Here is a 22,685-nt window from a genome sequence, read left to right on the forward strand (position 1 = left end):
ATTTCGAATACAAGCATGGTAAAAATGAATAGAAACACGGGCATTTTTTCTGCAAATTTGTAATGTTGTATTTTAAGTTGTATTATTATATATTTTTTTTGAACACGTATTTTAATGCGTGAGACGGGGGTATGAATATGAAATATCTTATAGGAATTGATGTTGGAACTTCAGCAACCAAGACGGTTCTTTTTGATGAGAACGGCGGCGTTGTTGCTGAGAGAGCTTACGAGTATCCCATGTACACTCCCCAGAACGGCTGGGCTGAGCAGGATGCTTATGACTGGAAGAAAGCTTCACTTGAGACTGTAGCAGCAGTTGTTAAGGAAGCTCTTGATTCAGGTAAGGTATCAGATGCTGCAGATATCAAGGGTATCGGTATCTCCGGACAGATGCACGGACTTGTAATGCTGGATGAAAACGGCGAAGTGATCAGACCTTCAATCATCTGGTGCGACCAGAGAACAGGCGATGAAGTAGAAGAGATGCTTAAGATTATGCCTCGTGAGAAGTGGATCGAGATCACAGCCAATCCTCCTCTTACAGGATGGACAGCTGCCAAGATCTTATGGGTTCGCAACAAGGAGCCAGAGAACTACAAGAAGTGCAGACACATTCTTTTACCTAAAGATTACATCAGATACGTTCTGACCGGTGAGTTCGCTACAGAGGTTTCAGATGCATCAGGAATGCAGCTGATGGATGTATCAAAGCGTGACTGGTCACAGGAAGTTTTAGACAAGCTCGGAATCGACAGAGCACTCCTTGGCAAGATGCATGAGTCCTGCGAGGTTACAGGAACTCTTTTACCTGAGATCGCAAGTCAGCTCGGACTTACTACAGACACTGTAGTTGTCGGAGGTGCAGGTGATAATGCAGCAGCTGCTGTAGGAACCGGCGTTGTAAGAGAGGGAACAGCCTTCACAACCATCGGAACTTCAGGCGTTGTATTTGCACATACAGACAAGGTATCCATCGATCCTAAGGGCAGAGTTCACACATGCTGCTGCGCAGTACCGGGCGCATGGCACATCATGGGCGTTACCCAGGCAGCAGGTTTCTCACTCAAGTGGTTCAGAGACAACTTCTGCCAGAGCTATATAGAAGAAGCCAAGGAAAAGGGAGTTGATCCCTATGACCTTATAAATGCGGATATCGAGACCGTTCCCGTTGGTTCAGACAGACTTATCTATCTGCCATACCTCAACGGTGAGAGAACACCACACCTTGATGACAAGGCAAGAGGCGTGTTCTTCGGACTTTCAGGTATCCACACAAGAAAGCATCTCTTAAGAGCAGTTATGGAAGGCGTTTCCTACTCACTCTGTGACTGCAACGATATCCTCAATGAAATGGGTATCAGTGTAAAAGAGATGATGGCCTGCGGCGGAGGCGGAAAGAGCAAGATCTGGAGACAGATGCTCTCAGACCTCTACGGATGCAAGGTTGCAACCATCAACCAGGAACAGGGACCTGCTCTTGGCGTAGCAATCCTGGCAGGCGTAGGCAGCGGAGTATATGAGGGCGTACAGGAAGCCTGCGACAAGCTTATCACTAAGGCAAAAGAGACTGAGCCTGTAGCAGATAATGCTGCCAAGTATGCAGAGTACCACAAGCTTTACAAGAAGCTCTATGCAGACCTTAAGGATGATTACAAGGCACTTGCCGAGCTTTGATAAATGTATCTAAGAGGCATCTGGCCTCTGAAAATAAAACAAGATTTCTGAGAGTAGAAAGGGGATTATTATGATTAACATTCCAGATTTAAAAATTGGTATCGTTGCAGTTAGCCGTGACTGTTTCCCGGCATCACTTGCTGTAAACAGAAGAAAGGCTCTTATCGATGCCTACAAGAAGAACTTTGATGAGAAGGATATCTATGAGTGTCCTGTATGTATCATCGAGAGCGAGATCCAGGCTATGGAAGCTCTTGAGGATATCAAGAAAGCCGGATGTAACGCACTTTGCGTATATCTTGGAAACTTCGGACCTGAGATTTCAGAGACACTTATCGCTGAGAAGTTCGACGGACCGGTTATGTTCTGCGCAGCAGCAGAGGAGTCACAGAATGACCTTATCGACGGCAGAGGAGATGCTTACTGCGGAATGCTCAATGCAAGCTACAACCTCCACCTTCGTGGCGTAAAGGCTTATATTCCTGAGTACCCTGTAGGAACAGCTGAAGAGTGCGCTAAGATGATCAACGAGTTCGTGCCTATCGCAAGAGCTATCTATGGCCTTTCAAACCTCAAGGTTATCGCATTCGGACCTCGTCCTATGAACTTCCTTGCATGTAACGCACCTATCCAGCAGATCTACAACATCGGTGCAGAAGTAGAAGAGAACTCAGAGCTTGACCTCTTCGAGAGCTTCAACAAGCACGCAGGTGATCCAAGAATCGCTGACATCAAGGCTGACATGGAGAAAGACCTCGGCGCAGGCAACAAGAAGCCTGAGATTCTTGAGAAGCTTGCTCAGTACGAGCTTACACTTCTTGACTGGATCGAGGAGCACAGAGGAAGCAAGAAGTTCGTATGTATCGCCGGAAAGTGCTGGCCTGCATTCCAGACTCAGTTTGGTTTCGTTCCTTGCTACGTTAACTCAAGACTTACAGGACGCGGAATTCCTGTATCCTGCGAAGTAGATATCTACGGTGCAATTTCTGAGTTCATCGGAACATGCATCAGTAACGACGCTGTTACACTTCTTGATATCAACAACTCTGTACCTGATGATATGTACGAGCAGTCAATCAAGAATCAGACAAACTACAAGCACACAGATACATTCATGGGCTTCCACTGCGGAAATACATGCACAAGCAAGCTTTCAAGCTGCGAGATGAAGTTCCAGAGAATCATGGCTCGTAACCTTCCTGAGGAAGTTACACAGGGAACACTTGAGGGTGACATCATTCCCGGTGATATCACATTCTACAGACTGCAGAGCACATCTGACAACCACCTTCGTGCATATGTTGCACAGGGAGAAGTTCTCAATACTCCTACAAAGTCCTTCGGTGGTATCGGTGTATTCGCTATTCCTGAGATGGGAAGATTCTACAGACACGTTCTTATCCAGAACAACTTCCCTCATCACGGAGCAGTTGCTTTCGGACACTTCGGAAAGGCACTCTTTGAGGTATTCAAGTATGTTGGAGCAGAGACAATCGGCTACAATCAGCCTGCATCTCTTCCTTATCCAACAGAGAATCCTTTCGCATAATTTATCGACGACTGAAAAAGTCCTCTCCGCTTTCACCGGCGGAGGGGACTTTTACTTTGCAATTGATACTAACGGCAGTATTTGATATAGTGAACTCAATTGCGAAAGGCAGTAAGTATTAACATAGAAGGAGCATTACGCATGAAGATAGTGATCGCTGACAAAGACAGTGTCGGAACAGATATGGACTACAGCATTTATGATGAGCTGGGAGAGGTTACCTACTACGATGACAAGGTGACTGAGGAAAATGCGGCAGAAAGGCTTAATGGCGCTAACGTCCTTGTGATCAACAAGAGTCAGATCACGGATAAGCTCCTGGATGCAGCACCGGACCTTGAACTCATCTGCGAGTTCGCAACCGGGTTTGACAACGCCAACATTCCGGCCTGTGACAGACACGGAGTAAAGGTTGCAAACGTTGTGAATTACTCGACAGCCTCCGTTGCCCAGCACACCTTCGCTATGCTCTTTTATCTCATGGAGAACCTCCGCCACTACGATGAATTTGTAAAGAGCGGAGCCTACGCAAATCAGACGCATTTCTGCTGCTTGGATATTCCCTTCGATGAACTCGATGGTAAGACCTACGGAATCGTCGGCATGGGAAACATCGGAAGAAAGGTTGCTCAGATAGCGACAGCTTACGGCGCTCATGTAATATTCTATGCTTCCTCCGGACACAGTGACTGCACAGACTATGAACAGGTAAGCTTTGACGAGCTTCTTACAAGGTCAGACGTGATCTCCCTTCACTGTCCTTTATCTGACAGGACAAGAGATCTTTTTGACAAAAGAGCTTTCGAGAAAATGAAGAAAACCGCAATCCTCATAAATGTCGCAAGAGGCGCGGTTGTTGTGGAAAAAGACTTATCTGATGCTCTTATAAACGGAGAAATAGCCGCAGCGGGACTCGATGTTTTAAGCCCCGAACCCATGGCTAAAGACTCCACTCTTTTAAAGATTCAGGACAGCGGAAAACTTATTGTAACACCGCACCTGGCCTGGGCCAGCACACAGGCAAGAACCCGTTGCCTTGACGAAGTTAAGAAAAACATCGTGAGCTGGATGGAAGGAAAACCAAGGAATATTGTAAATTGATCATATATAGAACAGCCTCTTCATAGTTGAGTGAAGAGGCTGCTTTTTTTTTATTCAAGTGCTTTTTTGATCTGCTCAATTACGATCTTCAGTGCTTTGATCCTTGCGTATTTCTTGTCCACGGATTCAAGTACATGCCAGGGTGCAAAGGTGGTGCTGGTCTTTGCTATCATCTCATCGATTGCCCCCTCGTAGAGATCCCATTTCTCACGGTTTCTCCAGTCTTCGTCGGTGATCTTCCACTGCTTCTCAGGAGTGTTCTGTCTGTCGTTGAAGCGCTCCAGCTGAGTGTCTTTGTCGATCTGAACCCAGAACTTGATGATGACTGCGCCCCAGTCGCTGAGCTCTTTTTCAAACTCATTGATCTCGTTGTAGGCTCTCTGCCAGTCGTTTTCGGAGCAGAATCCCTCAAGCCTTTCAACCATTACACGGCCGTACCAGGTCCTGTCGAAAATAGTGATGTGACCGGTCTTTGGAAGTCTTGTCCAGAATCTCCACAGATAGTGACGGGCCTTTTCGTGGGGCTCGGGGCTGGCGATCGGCTCAACCACATAGTCTCTTGGATCTAAGGCCTCTGTGATCCTCTTTATGTTTCCGCCCTTTCCGGCAGCATCCCAGCCTTCGTAGGCAATAATTACAGGGATCTTCTTTCTGTAAACTTTGTTTCCAAGCTCTTTTAACTCCTTCTGAAGTCTGTCCAGCTCAGCGTCATAGTTCTCAGCAGATACAGTCTTATCATCAAGAGATATCTCAGAGAGCTTGCAGGATTTTTCAAGAGGGAAGGTGTTCTGAAGAATCGGAACATTCATCTTCTGGTTCTTCAGCGCGATATCTATGCCCTGATTAAGGAACTGCAAAACCTGGAGCTCAGCCCATTTCTTGTCTGTGGCGTCGATGATGTACCACGGGGCGCGGGACTGATTGGTGTCGCTAAGGTACTTCTCAAACACCTCAAGGCACCTGTCATAGTGCTTGTTCTGCAGAAGGTCGTCCTTGTCTACACGCCAGCTGGTGTCTTTGCTACCCTGAAGGTTTTCCAGGCGCTTTTTCTGTTCTTTTTTGGATATATGGAAAAAGAACTTTATGACCAGATAACCGTTGTCGCAAAGCTGCCTTTCAATGACGTTTATGGAGTGAACTCTTTTTTGGTAAATCTCTTCGGTGAGCTTTTTATCAAGCACGCCGTCAACCACTTCCTCCATCCAGCAGGTATCAAAGAAGCGGAATTTGCCGGCTTCCGGAATTTCTTTTATGTATCTGTAGAGGAAGGGATATCTCTTTTCCTCGGGGCTTGGCTCCCTGTCCATGGTGGCAACCTTAAAGAATCTCGGGTCGATGTTTCTTATGATCTTCCCGATCAGGGCGCCTTTTCCTGCAGCGTTCCAGCCTTCAAACAAAACCATCACGGGAAGACCTGCTTCTTTTATCTTCATCTGGAATGCAGACAGGCGAGCACGTTCTTCCTTGAGCTTTGTCTTCAGCTCTTCTTCATCCGGTAATTCGGCTTTTATAAAGTCTTTCAGCATAGGTCTTCCTCCTTAATTCTATAACGATTTTACAACAATATAATACCACAAAACCGCCCATAAATACGGGACTGTTTTAATTGCCTTGGGTACATTTTTCACTTATAATAAATGTTAAGAAATCTGTAAAAAACGGGGTAGAGGTATGAAAAAAAGTTTGAAGAGAATCATCGTTTCTGCCGGAATGCTCGTGGGCATGCTGGCACTTTTACTTGTTTGTCCCGGAACAGCCATTAAGACCAAGGCTGTAGGTCCTGAGGTGGCAGTCGGAATCGACGTCTCCAAGTATCAGGGCGGAATCAACTGGGGCCAGGTAGCTTCTCAGGGCGTAAGGTTTGCCATGATAAGAGTCGGCACAACCAAGAAGGGCCTTGATGAGCAGTTCATCAACAACATCAACGGTGCAAATGCAGCCGGCGTACGCACAGGTATCTACATTTATTCCTATGCTACAACACCGGAAGCTGCAGCAGCTGAGGCCAATCAGGTTTTGGCATGGATCGCACCTTATACAGTAACATTCCCCATCGCAATTGATATTGAAGACTCCTGCCAGAAGGGTCTTAATGCAGCACAGCTTCAGGCTATTGCTGATACTTTCTGCGGAATCATAAATGCAGCCGGCTATGAGCCAATGGTATATGCAAGCAGAAACTGGTTCATGGGAAGAATGCCTGCAGTGTCATCAGCAAGATGGGTTGCACAGTACAATTCATTCTGCGATTATCCCGGTGACTATGCAATGTGGCAGTCAAGCTCCCACGCTACATATGCCGGAATCCCTACAAGAGTAGATGTTAACCACCTCTATGTTGACTACTTCTCAAGGATAATTCCTGAGGGCTTCAACAGCTGGGGCGGACACGTTTACTACTACCACAACTACCGCAAACAGTATGGCTGGATCAACTTAAGCGGCCAGAGATATCACGCGGATCCCAACGGATTTATCCAGACCGGATGGTTCCAGGATGAGAGCGGAATCTACTACCTCGATCCAAATCAGGGCGGCCTTGCACTTACAGGCTTTGCCGATATAGACGGAGCACGTTTCTACTTCAACGAGAACGGCCAGAGATGCACAGGTCTTTTGAACCTGGGTGGAACAGTATATTATGCCAATGCTGACGGCGTTTGCCAGAGAGGCTTCTTACAGCTCGAGGACGGCATTCGCTACTTCGATGAGCAGTATGTGATGCGCACAGGTCTTACACAGATCGGTGACAAGCTTTATCTCTTCGATGCCAACGGACTTATGCTCACAGGTATGCATGCACTTGAGACCGGCCTTTACATGTTTGGTGCTGACGGTATTGCACTCAGCGGCTGGTGGGCTAATGAGCAGGGCCAGAGATATTACTTCGGACCCGGAAATGCAGCAGTAGTCGGACTTCAGACAATTGATAAGGCCAACTACATGTTTGGCGCTGACGGCGTTATGTTTGTTGGCTGGTCAGGCGATGTGGCAAACAGATATTACTTCGGACCTGACGGTAAGATGGTTACAGGCTGGAATGCCATTGACGGTGCAAGTTATTACTTCGGTGCTGACGGCAAGATGGTAGTTGGAATGGCTTCTCTTAAGGACGGCGTTTACTACCTTGATCCTGCAGACGGACATCAGGTTGTAGGCTGGGTACAGCAGCCTGACGGATGGAGATTCTTTGACGGCAACAACGGAAGAATGCTGGTTAAGGTTACAGTACCTCTCGACGGTGTGAACTGCACCTTCGACAAGAACGGTCTCCTTGTAGATCCCGCCGGCTGGACACCCGGAACTCCGCTTCCTGCTCCTGCAGACCCGGCAGCAGATCCTGCAGCTCCCGCTCAGGGCGGCTGATGAGACACCGGGGACGTTTCAGATTGACTCATTTTGAGACACCGGGGACGTTTCAATTTGACTCATCGAATGTAAATAATTAGGCAAAAGCATGAGAGGGCTGGGAAAACAGCCCTCTTTTTTGTGCGAAATATGGCTTTTAGGAAAAACGGTTTTGTAGTATTATATATGAGGTCAAAAACGCAATTTTATGGAAACTTAAGTGAAAAGGAATTAGGAGTGAGATATGAATTTAGAAGAAGCTAAGAAGAAACTGGAAACCTTTGGACAGGAACATGTCCTTAAATATTATGATGAAATTTCAGATACAGAGAAGAAGGATCTTCTCACACAGATCGATGAGACAGATTTTGCTGTCCTTGAGAACTGCAAGAACCTCGGTAAGAGCGAGGGAAGAGGACAGTTCAGCCCTCTGGCAGCTATGCAGGTTTCAGAGATAGAGAGAAGAAAAGATGAGTTTGCTGCAGCAGGAATCAAGGCACTCAAGGAAGGAAAGGTTGCTGCTTGCCTCCTTGCAGGTGGAATGGGAACAAGACTTGGCAGCGACAACCCTAAGGGAATGTATGACATCGGACTTACAAAGCCTGTATTCATCTTCCAGAGAATTATCGAGAACCTTCTTGATACAGTTAAGCAGGCTGATGGCGCATACATCAGACTCTTCATCATGACAAGTGAGAAGAATAACGATGCTACAATAAACTTCCTTAAGGAGCACAACTTCTTTGGATACCCTGAGGAGAAGATCACATTCTTCAAGCAGGATATGGCTCCGGCATCCGATTACAACGGCAAGGTTTACATGGAGGGCAAGGGCAGAATCTCTACATCACCTAACGGAAACGCCGGATGGTATGCATCAATGCTTAAGGCCGGACTTCGTGACCTCATTCAGAAAGAGGGCATCGAGTGGATTGACATCTTCGCAGTTGATAACGTACTTCAGAGAATCGCAGATCCTTGCTTTGTAGGAGCAACACTTACAGCAGGTGTAAGCTGTGGCGCTAAGGTTGTTCGCAAGAACGCTCCCGATGAGAAGGTTGGAGTTATGTGCCTTGAGGATGGCAAGCCTTCTATCGTTGAGTACTATGAGCTCTCTCAGGAGATGATGGATGCCAAGGACGAGAACGGCGATCCTGCTTACAACTACGGCGTTATCCTCAACTACCTCTTCAATGAGAATGACCTTTATGAGATTGCTAAAAAGACACTTCCTCTCCATGTAGTTGAGAAGAAGATTCCATACATCGATGAGAACGCAAACCTTGTTAAGCCTGAATCTCCAAACGGATGCAAGTTCGAGCAGCTGGTTCTTGATATGATCCACGAGCTTCCTACCTGCCTTCCATATGAGGTTGTAAGGGAAAAAGAGTTTGCTCCTATCAAGAACAAAGAGGGAGTAGATTCAGTTGAATCAGCAAGAGAGCTTTGCAAGTTAAACGGAATCGAGCTTTGATAGTTTCGACCAGTTAACATTTCGACTGATTGTCCCAACATAAGTTTATTGATTTAAAAGGCTCAGAGCCTTACAATTCAACCATAGTAAACAAATAAGCATCTTAGAAAAGAGGTAACGTATGGCAATTCTTGTAACAGGTGGCGCAGGCTATATCGGTTCACACACAGTAGTTGAACTTCAGAACGCAGGAGAAGACGTTGTTGTAATGGACAACCTTGCCAATGCAAGCAGAAAGAGTCTTGAGAGAGTAGAAGCTCTCACCGGCAAGAAGGTTCCGTTTTATGAAGCTGATATCAGAGACAGACAGGCTCTGGAAAAGATCTTTTCCGCAGAAAAGATTGACAGTGTGATCCACTTCGCAGGACTTAAGGCGGTTGGAGAGTCTGTCCAGAAACCATGGGAATACTACGATAACAATATTACAGGAACACTTACACTTGTAGATGTAATGAGAAAGCATAACTGCAAGAACATCATCTTCTCATCATCTGCTACAGTATATGGAAATCCGGCATTCGTGCCCATCACAGAGGACTGCCCTAAGGGACAGTGCACCAATCCTTACGGATGGACCAAGTCAATGCTCGAGCAGATCCTTTCCGATATCCAGAAGGCTGATAACGAGTGGAACGTAGTTCTTCTTAGATACTTCAATCCTATCGGAGCTCACAAGAGCGGAACCATCGGTGAGAACCCCAACGGAATTCCTAACAACCTCATGCCATATATCACACAGGTTGCAGTTGGTAAGCTTCCTAAGCTTGGGATTTTCGGTAATGACTATGACACTCCCGACGGCACAGGCGTGCGTGACTACATCCACGTAGTTGACCTTGCAAAGGGCCATGTTAAGGCACTTGCAAAGCTTGCACCCGGAAGCGGACTTAATATCTACAACCTCGGAACAGGCGTTGGTTACAGCGTTTTAGACATCGTCAAGAACTTCGAAGAGGCAACAGGAGTTAAGATCCCTTATGAGATCAAGGACAGACGTCCCGGCGATATCGCAACCTGTTATGCTAAGGCTGAAAAGGCTGAAAAGGAGCTCGGCTGGAAGGCAGAGAACGGAATCAAAGAGATGTGTGCTGATTCCTGGAGATGGCAGAGCCAGAATCCAAACGGATACGAAGACTGATAAGTACTTATCGCAATTAAGGAGCCGGTAGTCAAAATGACTGCCGGCTTTTATAATGTAAGAAAAAAGACATTGTGGGAGTAATTTATGTTTAGACTTTGGGTAAAGCTTTTTAAAGACAACCATCTTCTGAGAGATACAACAATATGTGACGACACGGTTGACACAAGAACTCATAAGGTAATGAACTCTTTGGAGAAGGCATGTTATGAAATGGATCTCTCCAAACCTATATGGCTTGATAACACCATCAAGGACTTCCAGATCCACGACAAATGCAGATTTACTGCGGATTCTTTCATTGAAGAAGTCTCTTTTGACTATATGGAAATTCAAATTTTGGAAGAAGATTATTAATTTTTATATAAGAAATAAAACACATTTTTGTCACAGATTGAATCTATACTAAAGCCATCAAAAGAAAGGAAGGTTCACCAATATGTACGAAGATGACAAGAATGGTCAACAGTCCACTGGCTCTACAAGCTACGGTCAGTGGAATGCTAATACATCCCAAACAACAAACAATGGTCCATACAGCAATTACAATAACGGCTACAACAATGGTTACAGCAGCAATTATTCTTATGGACAGAGTAGCTACAACTACAATCAGAACGGACACCCAACCTACGGTACTTACCAGTACAATGCAAACACCCAGCCCCCTGTAACACCACCTGCAAACGGCGGCAAGAAGAAACATACAGCGGCTAAGGTTATCGCAGCAGTTTGCATACTTGCTCTTATAGTCGGTGGTGTGGGCTTTGCTTACACACAGGTAGCAGACAGATTTGGACTACCGGTTCCGGGAAAAGAGGCTTTGGTAGAGAATACTGAAGAGGAAGTTAAAGAGGAGGTTGCAGAGGCTCAGAAGGAAGAGACTGAAACAGATAAGACTTCAGCAGCATCTGATTCTGACAACTCAATTTCAACAACAACCGTTTCCGAGACATCACTTGGTGTTGTAACAGATGTAACAGCAGTAGTAGAAGAAGTAATGCCTGCAATGGTTATGATCCACAACAACTACACTGCATCAGCAAGCTACTTCGGATACGTTCAGACAGAAGAAGCAACAGCATCAGGCAGCGGATTCATTGTTGGAGAGAATGACACAGAGCTCCTTATCGCAACCAACTACCACGTTATCGAAGGTGCTGACAGCCTGGAAGTAATCTTTGCGGATGATGCCACAGTAGAGGCAGTTGTAAAAGGAACCGATTCAGATAAAGACCTCGCGGTTATCGCAGTAATGCTTGAAGATATCAGCTCAGAGACAAAAGATGCTATCAAGATTGCAACTCTTGGTGACAGCAATTCACTTAAGCTCGGCGAGCCGGCAATTGCAATCGGTAATGCACTTGGCTATGGTCAGTCAGTTACAACAGGTGTAATCTCAGCGGTTAATCGTGAGATCGAGGTTGAAGAGGGCGTTACAGGAACATTCATCCAGACAGATGCAGCCATCAACCCCGGTAACTCAGGCGGAGCACTTATCAACCTTAAGGGCGAAGTTATCGGTATCAACTCCAACAAGCTTGGCGGACAGTACGTAGATGACATGGGATATGCTATTCCTATTTCAGATGCACAGCCCATCATTGATAAGCTCATGAACGAAGAGACCAAGATTAAGGTTTCTGATGAGGACAGAGGATACATCGGTATCTCAGGTGTCAGTGTTACAGCAGAAGTTGAGGCAGCTTACGGAATCCCTCGCGGCGTATATGTAGCTGAGGTTTCAAGAAACGGCGGTGCTGAGGCGGCAGGAATTGAGAAGGGTGATGTTATTACTGAGTTTGACGGTGAAGAGATCACATCAATGGATGACCTTCAGACAAGACTTCAGTTCTATGCTGCAGGTACTACAGTAACCATCAAGGTAATGAGACAGAACGGTGCAGAGTATGTGGAAGAGCAGTACGACGTAACTCTCGGACACGCAGCTTCAGCTCACGGCGGACAGGATTCAAATGCCGGTGAAGATGGAGAGACCTCTGATCAGTACGACGGAACATTCCAGCAGCCTGCAATACCTGGTGGCAAGAACGGTCAGAACGGCCAGGGCGGCAGCAACAGTAACGGTGGCTGATAAATAAAAAAAATATGTCTTATCAAATCCGCAGACAAAGCTTATTGTCTGCGGATTTTTGTTGTTAGTATGTACGGTTACGTGGTAGAATTCTCTTAAGTGAACCATTAAAAATACTGTTTAAGGAGCACGATCAATGCGAGATAAGATTAAAAAGATCTACAGGGATATGAGTCTTTTGATGGGATTTACCATGAGCTTTTTCCTGTCAATTGTAGGAACAGCAACCTCAGGACATTTTACCGTTCCGGGTTGGATAATGAGTTTTGTGGTGAGCCTTATCATAAGCCTTATCATCGGTTTTGTGATCCCGGTAGGAAAAGTTGCCGGCGATGTTTCCAAGAGCTTTAACTTAATTCGCGGAACCATGAAGGCAAGACTTGTTGAGAGCCTTGTTTCAAACCTGATCTACACTCCGATAATCACCTTCCTTATGGTAACACTTGCTTACAGCGTAGCTATGAAGCAGAGTAACGGAATGGCCGGTCTTGAGTTTGGCCCTATGTTTTTTCATTCTCTGGCAATAACATTTGTTGTCGGATATATTCTGGTGTTCTTTTTACAGCCGTTCTTTATCAAGAGGCTGATGAAGAAGTATGGTGTTGAAGGCGAGTATGGCTCTAAGTAAAAAGAGCTGACGGAGGAATTCTTATGCACGAGATGATCAGGAAAAGAAACGAACTCTTTGCTCAGAAAGTCATTAAGGGACTTGAGTCAAGGAATATGAAGGCATATTATGCAGCAACCAAGGGAGAGGCGCTTCAGAAGGCACTTGAACTTATTCCGGAAGGGTGCAGCGTTGGAATGGGCGGTGCAATGAGTGCCCATGAGATCGGACTGGTTGATGCTCTTAAGGCAGGAGATTACAGATTTATTGACAGAGATGCAATGGAAGATAAGAGACAGGCTATGCTTGATACCTATGACGCCGACTTCTTTATCTCCAGCGCCAATGCCATGACTGACGACGGAATCCTTGTCAACATCGATGGTAACGCAAACAGAGTTTCAGCGATCGCTCAGGGCCCGAAGCACGTTCTTTTCATAATCAGCATGAACAAGATCTGCCCTGATCTCGACAGTGCCATGAAGAGAGCAAGAAATGTGGCAGCGCCTGTAAATGCTCAGCGCTTTGGCCTTTCTACTCCGTGTGCCAAGACCGGCGCATGCATGGACTGCAAGTCTCCGGATACCATCTGCTGCCAGTTCCTTATCACTCGTTTCTCCAAGCACGAGGGAAGGATTCAGGTAATCTTAGTAGGAGAGAATGTAGGATTCTAAGTCATGGGAAAAGAGACTGTAAAAGCCGTTCTTTTTGACCTGGACGGAACACTTACCGATACAGAGAAATACTATCAGATAGCCTGGCCAAAGGCTCTTGCGCACTTTGGCTACAAGACGGAGGACTGGATGCCACTTGAGCTTCGCTCCCTGGGAAGGCCCTTTGCTCCTGAGAGATTCAAGCAGTGGTTCGGTGAGGACTTCGACTATCAGATGGTTAGGGAATACAGAAAAGGGATCGTGGAAGAGATGATCAGGGAAGGCGGAATCCCACTTAAGCCCGGGGCAAAAGAGATACTGACCTGGCTTCGGGAACATGGAGTCCTGACAGCTCTTGTAACTGCCAATGAATATCCGAGGGCAGAGAGATACCTAAAGAAGATAGATCTGTTTGATTACTTTGATAAGATCATCTGCTCCAACATGGTTAAGCTTGGTAAACCGGCACCTGATATATACGCATATGCCTGCAAGGAGCTTTCGCTTGACCCGTCTGAAACCTTCGCAGTGGAGGATTCTCCAAACGGTGTTACCAGCGCATACCTGGCAGGGTGTAAGGTCATAATGGTTCCGGACCTAACCCAGCCCGATGAGGAGCTTTCCAAAAAGCTCTATAGAAAAGTTGATAAATTACTGGATATAAAAAGCCTGATCTGACGATCAGGCTTTTCTTTTGACTTTATTATTGAGCTTTTTCAGCTTTCATGGAAGCGACTAATTCTCCGCTGTTATATCTCTCAATGATGTTGTTGATACGCTCAACAGGATTAAGAAGATCGCTGATTGAAGCGTCATGGTTAAGTGTATCAATGAGGTATGCAATGTACTTACTCATATCACAGCTTACATACCAGTCTCTTGAAAGAAGCTCAGGTGACTGATAGATGAGGTTTGTTGTAAATACCTTGTCGATAAGGCCTTCCTCGTGAGCCTTGTCAAATGCATCAAGACCTGAGGTGAACAGACCGAAGGTTGAGAATGCATAGATTCTTGAAGCCTTTCTGTCCTTGAGGGCTCTTGCTACATCCAGCATGCTCTCGCCGGAGGAGATCATGTCATCAACGATGATAACTGACTTACCTTCTACGCTGGTACCCAGGAATTCGTGAGAAACGATAGGGTTTCTTCCGTCAACAACCTGAGTGTAGTCACGTCTTTTATAGAACATACCAACATCAAGACCGAGGACGCTGGCAAGATAAATTGCACGACTCATACCACCTTCATCCGGGCTTATTACCATCATGTGTTCGGAGTCAATCTTGAGATCCCACTCGCTTCTGAGCAGAGCCTTGATGAACTGATATGTTGTTCTTACAGTTTCAAAACCATTTAAAGGAATAGCATTCTGAACACTGGCATCATGTGCATCAAAGGTGATAATGTTATCAACACCCATGTTTACAAGTTCCTGAAGTGCGATAGCACAGTCAAGTGACTCTCTGGAACTTCTCTTGTGCTGTCTTGACTCGTAAAGGAAAGGCATGATAACTGTAATTCTTCTTGCCTTACCACCTACGGCAGCAATGATTCTCTTAAGATCCTGATAGTGATCATCAGGGGACATGTGATTTTCCTGTCCGAATAACTTGTATGTTTCGTTATAGTTACATACATCTACCAGGAGATACAGGTCATCTCCACGTACGGATGTCTTGATAACACCCTTAGCCTCACCGGTTCCAAATCTGGGAATCTCAGCTTCAAGAATGTAGGAAGGACGCTCATAGCCGGTAAATGCCAGGCTGCCTTTGTGCTCATTCTCTCTTTCTGCTCTCCACTTAACGAGATAGTAATCAACCTTCTCTGCAAGTGGCCTTGTACCTTTTAGGGGTATCATTCCAAGGGAACCTACAGGAATGGTCTCCAGATTACGCTTCTCCTCTTTTCTTGGCATTAGTGAAAATCCTCGCTTTCTTTTTGGGCAATCTTCTTTTGGTTTCGAATGTCAGGACCTGATAATTTAAGCAATTTGAAATTGCTTGTGACCCTCGAAAAAATTCGATCCTGATAGGCTTGTTGTAATCCCTCTAGCGATAAATTAGATGTAATTATAGTTGATTTTTTGCGATTATCCCTCTCGTTCAAAAGTGCAAAGAGCTCTGAAGTAACCAGGTTAGTAATCCTCTCGGAACCAAGATCGTCTATAACCAGTAGTTCGCAGTTATAGATATCATCATAAAGGGCTCTGAGTTCATCCTTGGCCTTGTAATCAAAAGTATTTTCTGCGATCATCTCAAACAGTCCGATTGAACTGAAGTATATTACAGAATAGCCTTTTTTCAGTACTTCGTCTGCCACACAAATGGACAAGAAGCTTTTACCCGTACCAACTGTACCATAAATAAATAAATTTTGGTAGTCGGTGCCAAAATTATTCACAAATTCTTCAGCAGTTTTTTTTGCCCCCAGAAATTTAACCAGATCCTCTCCCTGATAATAAGAATCCTTCATATTCCTGAAATTCGCCTTCTTTACCAGCATTCTCAGGTTGGATTTATCATAGAGAGTATCAATGATCTTCTGCTTGAAGCAATGGCACTTCTCATTGCCTACATATCCTGTGTCCTTACAGTCAGGGCATGTATAACCCATATCCAGGAAATCAGGAGAGTAACCAGCCTCTCTGAGCAGAAGCTGCTTTTGTCTTGCTATCTCATCAAGCTGTCTTCTGAGATCGCTTCTATCAAGCTTCTCTCCAGAAAGCATTCTTCTGCCAAAATCCGCAGAAGCAGTAGCCGTCTCATCATCCAGCTCCTTATACCCGGGAACAGCCTCATAAACACTCTGAAGCCTTTCCTCCTGCTCCTGTCTATGAAGATACCTTCTCTCCTCATACTCATGCATTATCGCATCATACTGCGCATTAGTTAACGCCATACACTAACTCCTCATAATATGTATCTGAAATCTATTAACCACATCCTACCTTTATTCGAACCACACTCAAATATGATGTATGTCTGAATCATATTTACATATATTCGATGTGTAAGGATGGGGTAGTTATATATATCCCCTTTTCGATTTCAAACCACGTAGATGAGACCAATCAATATCAAGTGCCCATGCACGCAGATATTGATGCCCTGGGCTCATCGGAGTCGCCCGGTTTGCCGAGAAAAGGGGATATATATAACTATCCCAGCCGTATTCTTCCAATACCGTAAATTCTTCAGCCCTTACACTACACATAAGTATGGCCCTGTACGTGCTCCAGGGAAGGCTAAGTGCCACCGCCGGGCCAAGGTACAGGGCCGAGCTTATGAACCGTCGTCCGACCTGATTCCCCAATCTGTCGGAGCTTTAGTTGTCCAGAAGCTTTTTCTCGAGCTCGGCAAAATCATAAGTGTTTTGCTGAAACTGATTAAAGCGATTCTGGGATACGCCTGAACGAATAGATGATTCGCTTAGACGAAGTTTGGTATCGATGGATGATATGGAAGCCTTAGATCTCTTCTTGGCGAGATCTGCGGTAAAGTTGGCATCAAGCTTGGCAATATCCTCCCTTGTTTTAACCTTTTTCTCGTGCCAGCTGCGTAAAATGGCGTCGCAATATTTAAGACGTCCTTTTTGTGTCGCCATAACAGTGCGGTCGCAGGCTTCCAGGATAATATCCATCGAAAATCCCAACTCCCCACGCCACTTGAGAATGAAGTTTGTCTCCTTCTCAGTAGGTGAGTTTTCCATACCGAGTGCCTTCATGATAGCGATGAAGTCGCTATCATGTTTAAAGATTTCCGCGCGGGCCTGTTTTGGCGTTTTGATGCCCTGCTGATTCCAGTTAATGGCCACCTTCTCCATGTACCTGAAATCTTTCTTATGATTATCGACGCAATACTGCATCAGATAGTCCAAAAGGTCGTCTGAGAAAGCCAGATCATCGTGAATGTAGCAGATGGTCTGCATCTCAGTGCTTGTAAGTGTCCTTCCGAAATACTGCTCTGCAATGAACAGAAGATTGGATACATCTGTAGTAGCTGCCTTAGCGGTCTTAGCCGGTGCCGGAGCAGGAACAGCAGGTGCTACAACCTGTGCTGCTGCCTGATTCTGGACGCTGTCGCCCCTTCTTCTGCCGTAGCGTCTGTGCTGCTGAGCTACGATATCTTCCATATGAATTCCGGTAAGGTTCTGGGAGCCGTCATATTCGAGACTGATAAGTCCCTTTTTCTCCCAATATTTAAGTGCACGGATCACATCCGATTCCGTATGGTTGAATTTATCTGCCAGAGCCTCAACACTGGTAGGTAAATTCGCACTCATCATACGCAGTAAAAAGAGGTAGATCTTAATCTGCGCATCGTTTGCGTCCTGCATATATTCGTCAATAAAGATGTTGGAAACATAAGTAGAATCCTCCCCACAATTAGAACTGATCGTCACACGCCCCATCATAAACTTTCATCACCTACTTCATAAAATATCCGAAAAAGAATTGTTTGGTTCTTCGGAACAATTCAGATTATAGCATGGGGATTTTTAAAATGATATGGAAAAAGTGACGAAGAAATCCAGTAAACATCAAGGGTTTCTAATTTGAAGAAGTTTTGTGGACAATGTGGATAACGTGGATTATTTATTACAAATCTAATTAAAAAAGGTCTGGCATAGGGTTTCTAGACCAGACCTTTATCCACCGAATTAAGTTTACATAAAATATATTTTCGGGTGGAAATGTGGATAAGTTTTACCTTCCAAGGAGCTCATCGCCGATTTTTACAACATCTCCCGCTCCCATGGTTATCAACAAATCTCCCTTAGTGCAATTTTGCAAAAGAAATTTTTCAATCTCATTAAAGTTTTCCGTGGTAGGGAAATAATTGCATTCGTGGCCGAGTTCAACAATCTTATCCCTCAGAGTACGTGAGCTTATTCCAAGGTTGTCTTTTTCTCTTGCTGCATAAATGTCGGCAAGGATGACATGATCTGCCAGTGAAAGTGCCTCGGCAAATTCGTTCATAAGTGCCTTGGTCCTGGTGTAGGTATGTGGCTGGAATACGCACCAGATCTTGCTGTGAGGGTAATTCTGTGCAGCAGTTAATGTGGCACGGATCTCTGTCGGATGGTGAGCGTAGTCATCGATTATGGTAACTCCGCCGATCTCACCCTTGTATTCAAATCGTCTGCCGGTTCCGTGAAATGCATCCAGCGCAGACACAATTTTGCTTTCTTCTATATTTAGAATGTTTGCAACAGCGATTGCTGAAAGTGCGTTGTAAACGTTGTGGATTCCCGGAACAGAAAGGGAGATCGCAAGCTCTTTTCCTCCCGGAAGATGAGCTGTGAAGGATGGATTACCGTGATCGTCATAGGTAATATCTGTCGGGTAGTAGTCATAGGTATCGGTTGAGCCGTAAGTTATGATGTCGCATTTAAGGCCGCCTGTGATCTCTTCAACGTTGTCGATCTCGCCGTTGATAACAAGAGTTCCGTCCTCTGGAAGGAGCTCGGCAAACTTTCTGAAAGAGTGTCTGATGTCATCAAGGTCTTTAAAGAAATCCAGATGATCGGCGTCGATGTTTGAAATGATGCTGATCTTGGGGAAGAAGCTAAGGAAGCTGTTGGTGTATTCGCAGGCTTCGGTTACGAAGTACTCGGACTTACCAACGCGGATGTTTCCGCCTATGTCACTGAAGATTCCGCCGATTGAGAGGGTGGGATCTGTCTCTGCTTCCAAAAGGATCTTTGAAAGCATTGAAGTTGTTGTGGTCTTACCATGAGTTCCTGATACAGCCACGGGAAGATCATACTCTTTCATGATCTGTCCAAGGAGCTCGGCTCTTGTAAGCATTGGAATGCCGGCGTTCTTGGCAGCTACGAATTCCGGGTTGTCGGGACGAACAGCTGCTGTGTAAACAACGGCGTTTATGGTTCCGAGAGATGTGATGTTCTCGGCCTTTTGTCCGTAGAAGATTCGGATACCCTTGTCCTCAAGAGCTCTTGTCATAGCGGACTCTTTCATATCGGAACCTGAAATCTTAAAGCCTTCCTCCACAAGGATCTGTGCAAGACCGCTCATTGAGATTCCGCCGATACCGATAAAATAGATATGTTCAGGATTTTTGAAATCAATTTTATACATAGTTTTCCTCTTCTTTATTAAATAAGAAACTACTTTATTCTAGCACTTATTCATGCAAAGTCAAAAATCAGAAAATTCGAAAACGTTTACGTTAATTATATATCATATTTAGACTTTTTCGTGTTTTTTTACGGCATTCTTGTGCTATACTAAAATATAGAAAAAAAGGCAATTTGGTGAGTCACAAAGATCTTTTAGCAACGAGGTGGAGCATGATAAAAAAAGAAATGATCGCCATGCTTTTAGCAGGTGGGCAAGGTAGCAGACTGGGCGTTCTGACATCTAAGATGGCAAAGCCTGCAGTTTCATTTGGGGGAAAATATCGAATCATCGACTTTCCACTCAGTAACTGCATCAATTCAGGAGTGGACACTGTCGGCGTTCTGACACAGTATCGTCCGCTCAGACTTAATTCCCATATCGGAATTGGAATACCGTGGGATCTGGACCGTAACTTCGGTGGAGTTACAGTTCTTCCTCCGTATGAAAAGAGTGCGAACAGTGAGTGGTACACAGGAACTGCAAACGCAATCTATCAGAATATGGAGTACATGGAAAACTATAACCCGGACTATGTCCTGATTCTTTCCGGTGACCATATTTATAAGATGGACTACGAGACAATGCTTGATTTCCATAAGTCAAGCGGTGCTGACGTTACCATTGCTGTTATGCCTGTTCCTATGGAAGAGGCCAGCAGATTCGGTATCATGATAACAGACGAGAACAAGCGTATTGTGGACTTCGAGGAGAAGCCTGAGCATCCACGCAGCAATCTTGCTTCGATGGGTATCTACATCTTCTCATGGAAGGCCCTCAGGGATGCGCTTATCAAGAATAAAGATCAGGCAGGACTGGACTTTGGTAAACATATCATTCCTTACTGCAAGGAACAGGGACAGTCATTATTTGCTTATGAGTTCGACGGATACTGGAAGGATGTAGGAACTCTTACATCTTACTGGGAAGCCAATATGGAGCTCATCGACATCGTGCCTGAGTTCAATCTCTACGAAGAGTATTGGAAGATCTACACATCAAGCGGAGTTCAGCCGCCACAGTACCTTGGCCCGGAGAGTGCCATTGAGAGAAGTATTGTCGGCGAAGGCTGCGATATAGAAGGTAAGGTTTACAACTCAGTTATAGGACCCGGCGTCAAGATTGGTAAGGGAACGGTTGTCAGCCATTCCATCATCATGAACGAGACTCAGATCGGTGAGAACTGCAGCATTGAGAAAGCTATCATTGCTGAGAGGGCACAGATTGGAAACGGCGTTATACTGGGAACCTTCGAGGAAAAAGAGAATGAGACCAAGCCCGGAATTTATTGTGAAGGTCTCTGCACTATCGGAGAGAGATCAGTTATACCAGACGGTGTAAAGGTTGGTAAGAACACTATGATCTCCGGAGTTACAACTGCTGACGACTACGTGGACGGAGTCCTGGACAGCGGAAGAACATTAGATAAGGCAGGTGATTAAGTATGAGGGCGATTGGTATTATTTTAGCAGGCGGCAGCAGTAGCAGGATGCAGGAACTGTCCAAGAGAAGAGCGGTTTGCGCAATGCCGGTGGCTGGTTTTTACAGAAGTATCGACTTTGCACTTAGTAACATGACCAACTCTCACATCCAGACAGTAGCCGTATTTACACAGTACAATGCAGGAAGTCTTAACACACACTTAAGTTCATCAAAGTGGTGGGACTTCGGACGTAAGCAGGGAGGACTTTACGTATTCACTCCCGCAGTTAAGGCATCAGGTAATCTCTGGTACAGAGGTACAGCAGATGCGATTGCACAGAATCTTGATTTCCTTAGAAGCTGCCACGAGCCGTATGTGGTTATCACTTCAGGAGACTGCGTATATAAGATGGACTACGGCAAGCTTCTTGAGTACCACATTCAGAAGCAGGCTGACATCACAGTTGTATGCAAGGATATGCCGGCAACAATCGACACTGAGAGATTCGGAACCGTTCGTATGAACGAGGAGAGCCGTATCGAGGAGTTCGAGGAGAAGCCCGTTGTATCAAGATCCAACACCATCTCCTGTGGTATCTACGTCATCAGAAGAAGACAGCTCATCGAGCTCATTGAGAGAGCTGAAGAGGAAGAGAGATACGACTTTGTTAGAGACATCCTTGTAAGATACAAGGATATGAAGAGAATATACGGATACAAGATCAAGGATTACTGGAGCAACATCGCTTCCGTAGAAGATTACTACAGGACTAACATGGACTTCTTAAAGCCTGAGATCCGTCAGTACTTCTTCCGTGAGTATCCGGGTATCTACACTAAGGTTTCCGACCTTCCGCCGGCTAAGTATAACGTAGGGGTAAACGTTAAGAACGGCCTTATCTCCAGCGGTTGTATCATAAACGGAACCATTGAGGATTCAGTAATCTTCAAAGGCGCCTTCATCGGAAACAACTGTTACATCAAGAATTCAATCATTCTGAATGATGTATACATCGGAGATAACTCACATATTGAGAATTGCATTGTAGAGAGCCACGGCACAATACAGGCAAACTCATATTATAAAGAAGAAAATGGAATAAAGGTAGTCGTAGAGAATAACGAGAGGTACGTAATCTAAGGTTATTCGGCAACAGAGTTGTAATCAAGAGGGGGTTACACTATGAAGATTACAGATATTCGTGTTAGAAAGGTTACAAAGCAGGGCAAGATGCGTGCAGTGGTTTCGGTTACTTTTGACAACGAGTTCGTTGTACACGACATCAAAGTGATCGAGGGCGAGAGAGGACTCTTTATTGCAATGCCCAGCAAGAAATCAGCTGATGGAGAGTATCGTGACATCGCGCATCCCATCAACTCAGACATGAGAGGCGTACTTCAGAGCCAGATTCTTGAGGCTTACGACAAGGCATCTCTTGAGGAGCCGGAGGGCGAGGAAGCGCCTGCAGAGGCTTGACAG

The 22,685-nt window shown here is 45.3% G+C and carries 19 protein-coding genes; 14 read left to right on the plus strand and 5 right to left on the minus strand.

The genetic code is table 11. The annotated features are described in order from the left end of the window. Window positions 1–137: 137 nt before the first annotated feature. The 3 genes from xylB to G632_RS0105425 all read left to right on the plus strand — a co-directional run bounded on the left by xylB (window position 138) and on the right by G632_RS0105425 (window position 4,326). Window positions 138–1,676 carry a xylulokinase gene (gene xylB / locus G632_RS0105415; RefSeq protein ID WP_022768008.1) on the plus strand — a complete coding sequence of 513 codons (1,539 nt, stop codon included), beginning with the start codon at window positions 138–140 and terminating at the stop codon, window positions 1,674–1,676. Between the two features lie 70 nt (window positions 1,677–1,746). Next, the gene (locus G632_RS0105420; protein WP_022768009.1) at window positions 1,747–3,225 is read left to right on the plus strand and encodes an L-fucose/L-arabinose isomerase family protein; all 1,479 of its coding nucleotides are present in this window, start codon (window positions 1,747–1,749) and stop codon (window positions 3,223–3,225) included. A gap of 141 nt (window positions 3,226–3,366) precedes the next feature. After that, the gene (locus G632_RS0105425; protein ID WP_022768010.1) at window positions 3,367–4,326 is read left to right on the plus strand and encodes an NAD(P)-dependent oxidoreductase; all 960 of its coding nucleotides are present in this window, start codon (window positions 3,367–3,369) and stop codon (window positions 4,324–4,326) included. A gap of 50 nt (window positions 4,327–4,376) precedes the next feature. Here G632_RS0105425 and pap read toward each other — a convergent pair whose 3' ends face one another. After that, entirely contained in the window at window positions 4,377–5,852 is a 1,476-nt protein-coding gene (gene pap, locus G632_RS0105430; protein WP_022768011.1) for a polyphosphate:AMP phosphotransferase, read from the minus strand. A 145-nt stretch (window positions 5,853–5,997) separates the two neighbouring features. Between pap and G632_RS0105435 the strand changes: the two genes are divergently transcribed. The 8 genes from G632_RS0105435 (at window position 5,998) to G632_RS0105470 (ending at window position 14,319) form a co-directional block, all read left to right on the plus strand. Continuing rightward, the gene (locus G632_RS0105435; protein WP_022768012.1) at window positions 5,998–7,692 is read left to right on the plus strand and encodes a GH25 family lysozyme; all 1,695 of its coding nucleotides are present in this window, start codon (window positions 5,998–6,000) and stop codon (window positions 7,690–7,692) included. A 226-nt stretch (window positions 7,693–7,918) separates the two neighbouring features. Further along, entirely contained in the window at window positions 7,919–9,148 is a 1,230-nt protein-coding gene (locus tag G632_RS0105440) for a UTP--glucose-1-phosphate uridylyltransferase (RefSeq protein ID WP_022768013.1), read from the plus strand. A gap of 121 nt (window positions 9,149–9,269) precedes the next feature. Beyond that, on the plus strand, window positions 9,270–10,286 hold the full coding sequence (galE, locus tag G632_RS0105445; RefSeq protein ID WP_022768014.1) for a UDP-glucose 4-epimerase GalE: 1,017 nt from the start codon (window positions 9,270–9,272) through the stop codon (window positions 10,284–10,286). A gap of 87 nt (window positions 10,287–10,373) precedes the next feature. Further along, window positions 10,374–10,643 carry a hypothetical protein gene (locus tag G632_RS0105450; RefSeq protein WP_022768015.1) on the plus strand — a complete coding sequence of 90 codons (270 nt, stop codon included), beginning with the start codon at window positions 10,374–10,376 and terminating at the stop codon, window positions 10,641–10,643. Between the two features lie 82 nt (window positions 10,644–10,725). Next, window positions 10,726–12,381: a S1C family serine protease gene (locus G632_RS18915; RefSeq protein WP_022768016.1), complete on the plus strand. Its 1,656-nt coding sequence runs from the start codon at window positions 10,726–10,728 to the stop codon at window positions 12,379–12,381. A 136-nt stretch (window positions 12,382–12,517) separates the two neighbouring features. Beyond that, a complete protein-coding gene (locus tag G632_RS0105460) occupies window positions 12,518–13,009 on the plus strand; it encodes a hypothetical protein (RefSeq protein ID WP_022768017.1) in 492 nt (163 codons plus the stop codon). A gap of 23 nt (window positions 13,010–13,032) precedes the next feature. Then, on the plus strand, window positions 13,033–13,662 hold the full coding sequence (locus tag G632_RS0105465) for a lactate utilization protein (protein ID WP_022768018.1): 630 nt from the start codon (window positions 13,033–13,035) through the stop codon (window positions 13,660–13,662). Window positions 13,663–13,665: 3 nt separating this feature from the next. Then, window positions 13,666–14,319 (plus strand): HAD family hydrolase, encoded by a 654-nt coding sequence (locus G632_RS0105470; RefSeq protein WP_022768019.1) that lies wholly within the window; start codon window positions 13,666–13,668, stop codon window positions 14,317–14,319. Window positions 14,320–14,344: 25 nt separating this feature from the next. Here the strand turns inward: G632_RS0105470 and G632_RS0105475 are convergent, their stop codons facing one another. The 4 genes from G632_RS0105475 to murC form a co-directional block, all read right to left on the minus strand. Further along, window positions 14,345–15,559 carry a ribose-phosphate pyrophosphokinase gene (locus G632_RS0105475; RefSeq protein WP_022768020.1) on the minus strand — a complete coding sequence of 405 codons (1,215 nt, stop codon included), beginning with the start codon at window positions 15,557–15,559 and terminating at the stop codon, window positions 14,345–14,347. Then, a complete protein-coding gene (locus G632_RS0105480; protein WP_022768021.1) occupies window positions 15,559–16,542 on the minus strand; it encodes an ATP-binding protein in 984 nt (327 codons plus the stop codon). Before G632_RS0105480 ends, G632_RS0105475 begins: the two co-directional genes overlap by 1 nt. 426 nt (window positions 16,543–16,968) lie before the next feature. Next, entirely contained in the window at window positions 16,969–18,057 is a 1,089-nt protein-coding gene (locus tag G632_RS0105485; RefSeq protein ID WP_022768022.1) for a DnaD domain protein, read from the minus strand. A 292-nt stretch (window positions 18,058–18,349) separates the two neighbouring features. Next, on the minus strand, window positions 18,350–19,744 hold the full coding sequence (gene murC / locus G632_RS0105490) for a UDP-N-acetylmuramate--L-alanine ligase (protein WP_022768023.1): 1,395 nt from the start codon (window positions 19,742–19,744) through the stop codon (window positions 18,350–18,352). A gap of 212 nt (window positions 19,745–19,956) precedes the next feature. Here murC and G632_RS0105495 point away from each other — a divergent pair, with 212 nt between their 5' ends. The 3 genes from G632_RS0105495 to spoVG are packed head-to-tail and all read left to right on the plus strand — an operon-like array spanning window position 19,957 to window position 22,682. After that, on the plus strand, window positions 19,957–21,225 hold the full coding sequence (locus G632_RS0105495) for a glucose-1-phosphate adenylyltransferase (protein ID WP_022768024.1): 1,269 nt from the start codon (window positions 19,957–19,959) through the stop codon (window positions 21,223–21,225). 2 nt (window positions 21,226–21,227) lie between these two features. Continuing rightward, window positions 21,228–22,346: a glucose-1-phosphate adenylyltransferase subunit GlgD gene (glgD, locus tag G632_RS0105500; protein WP_022768025.1), complete on the plus strand. Its 1,119-nt coding sequence runs from the start codon at window positions 21,228–21,230 to the stop codon at window positions 22,344–22,346. Window positions 22,347–22,388: 42 nt separating this feature from the next. Beyond that, window positions 22,389–22,682 carry a septation regulator SpoVG gene (gene spoVG, locus G632_RS0105505; RefSeq protein ID WP_022768026.1) on the plus strand — a complete coding sequence of 98 codons (294 nt, stop codon included), beginning with the start codon at window positions 22,389–22,391 and terminating at the stop codon, window positions 22,680–22,682. Window positions 22,683–22,685: the final 3 nt, after the last annotated feature.

The sequence above is a fragment of the Butyrivibrio sp. NC2007 genome, from assembly GCF_000421405.1.
Taxonomy (GTDB): domain Bacteria; phylum Bacillota; class Clostridia; order Lachnospirales; family Lachnospiraceae; genus Butyrivibrio.

Excerpts from the sequence above, each read along its gene's own strand:
- G632_RS0105495 (WP_022768024.1), top strand. The coding sequence starts at position 19,957 with ATGATAAAAAAAGAAATGATCGCCATGCTTTTAGCAGGTGGGCAAGGT.
- G632_RS0105480 (WP_022768021.1), bottom strand. The coding sequence starts at position 16,542 with ATGGCGTTAACTAATGCGCAGTATGATGCGATAATGCATGAGTATGAG.
- G632_RS0105485 (WP_022768022.1), bottom strand. The coding sequence starts at position 18,057 with ATGATGGGGCGTGTGACGATCAGTTCTAATTGTGGGGAGGATTCTACT.
- G632_RS0105420 (WP_022768009.1), top strand. The coding sequence starts at position 1,747 with ATGATTAACATTCCAGATTTAAAAATTGGTATCGTTGCAGTTAGCCGT.
- G632_RS0105450 (WP_022768015.1), top strand. The coding sequence starts at position 10,374 with ATGTTTAGACTTTGGGTAAAGCTTTTTAAAGACAACCATCTTCTGAGA.
- galE (WP_022768014.1), top strand. The coding sequence starts at position 9,270 with ATGGCAATTCTTGTAACAGGTGGCGCAGGCTATATCGGTTCACACACA.
- glgD (WP_022768025.1), top strand. The coding sequence starts at position 21,228 with ATGAGGGCGATTGGTATTATTTTAGCAGGCGGCAGCAGTAGCAGGATG.
- G632_RS0105470 (WP_022768019.1), top strand. The coding sequence starts at position 13,666 with ATGGGAAAAGAGACTGTAAAAGCCGTTCTTTTTGACCTGGACGGAACA.
- G632_RS0105440 (WP_022768013.1), top strand. The coding sequence starts at position 7,919 with ATGAATTTAGAAGAAGCTAAGAAGAAACTGGAAACCTTTGGACAGGAA.
- G632_RS0105460 (WP_022768017.1), top strand. The coding sequence starts at position 12,518 with ATGCGAGATAAGATTAAAAAGATCTACAGGGATATGAGTCTTTTGATG.
- G632_RS18915 (WP_022768016.1), top strand. The coding sequence starts at position 10,726 with ATGTACGAAGATGACAAGAATGGTCAACAGTCCACTGGCTCTACAAGC.
- G632_RS0105425 (WP_022768010.1), top strand. The coding sequence starts at position 3,367 with ATGAAGATAGTGATCGCTGACAAAGACAGTGTCGGAACAGATATGGAC.
- G632_RS0105475 (WP_022768020.1), bottom strand. The coding sequence starts at position 15,559 with ATGCCAAGAAAAGAGGAGAAGCGTAATCTGGAGACCATTCCTGTAGGT.
- pap (WP_022768011.1), bottom strand. The coding sequence starts at position 5,852 with ATGCTGAAAGACTTTATAAAAGCCGAATTACCGGATGAAGAAGAGCTG.
- G632_RS0105435 (WP_022768012.1), top strand. The coding sequence starts at position 5,998 with ATGAAAAAAAGTTTGAAGAGAATCATCGTTTCTGCCGGAATGCTCGTG.
- murC (WP_022768023.1), bottom strand. The coding sequence starts at position 19,744 with ATGTATAAAATTGATTTCAAAAATCCTGAACATATCTATTTTATCGGT.
- spoVG (WP_022768026.1), top strand. The coding sequence starts at position 22,389 with ATGAAGATTACAGATATTCGTGTTAGAAAGGTTACAAAGCAGGGCAAG.
- xylB (WP_022768008.1), top strand. The coding sequence starts at position 138 with ATGAAATATCTTATAGGAATTGATGTTGGAACTTCAGCAACCAAGACG.
- G632_RS0105465 (WP_022768018.1), top strand. The coding sequence starts at position 13,033 with ATGCACGAGATGATCAGGAAAAGAAACGAACTCTTTGCTCAGAAAGTC.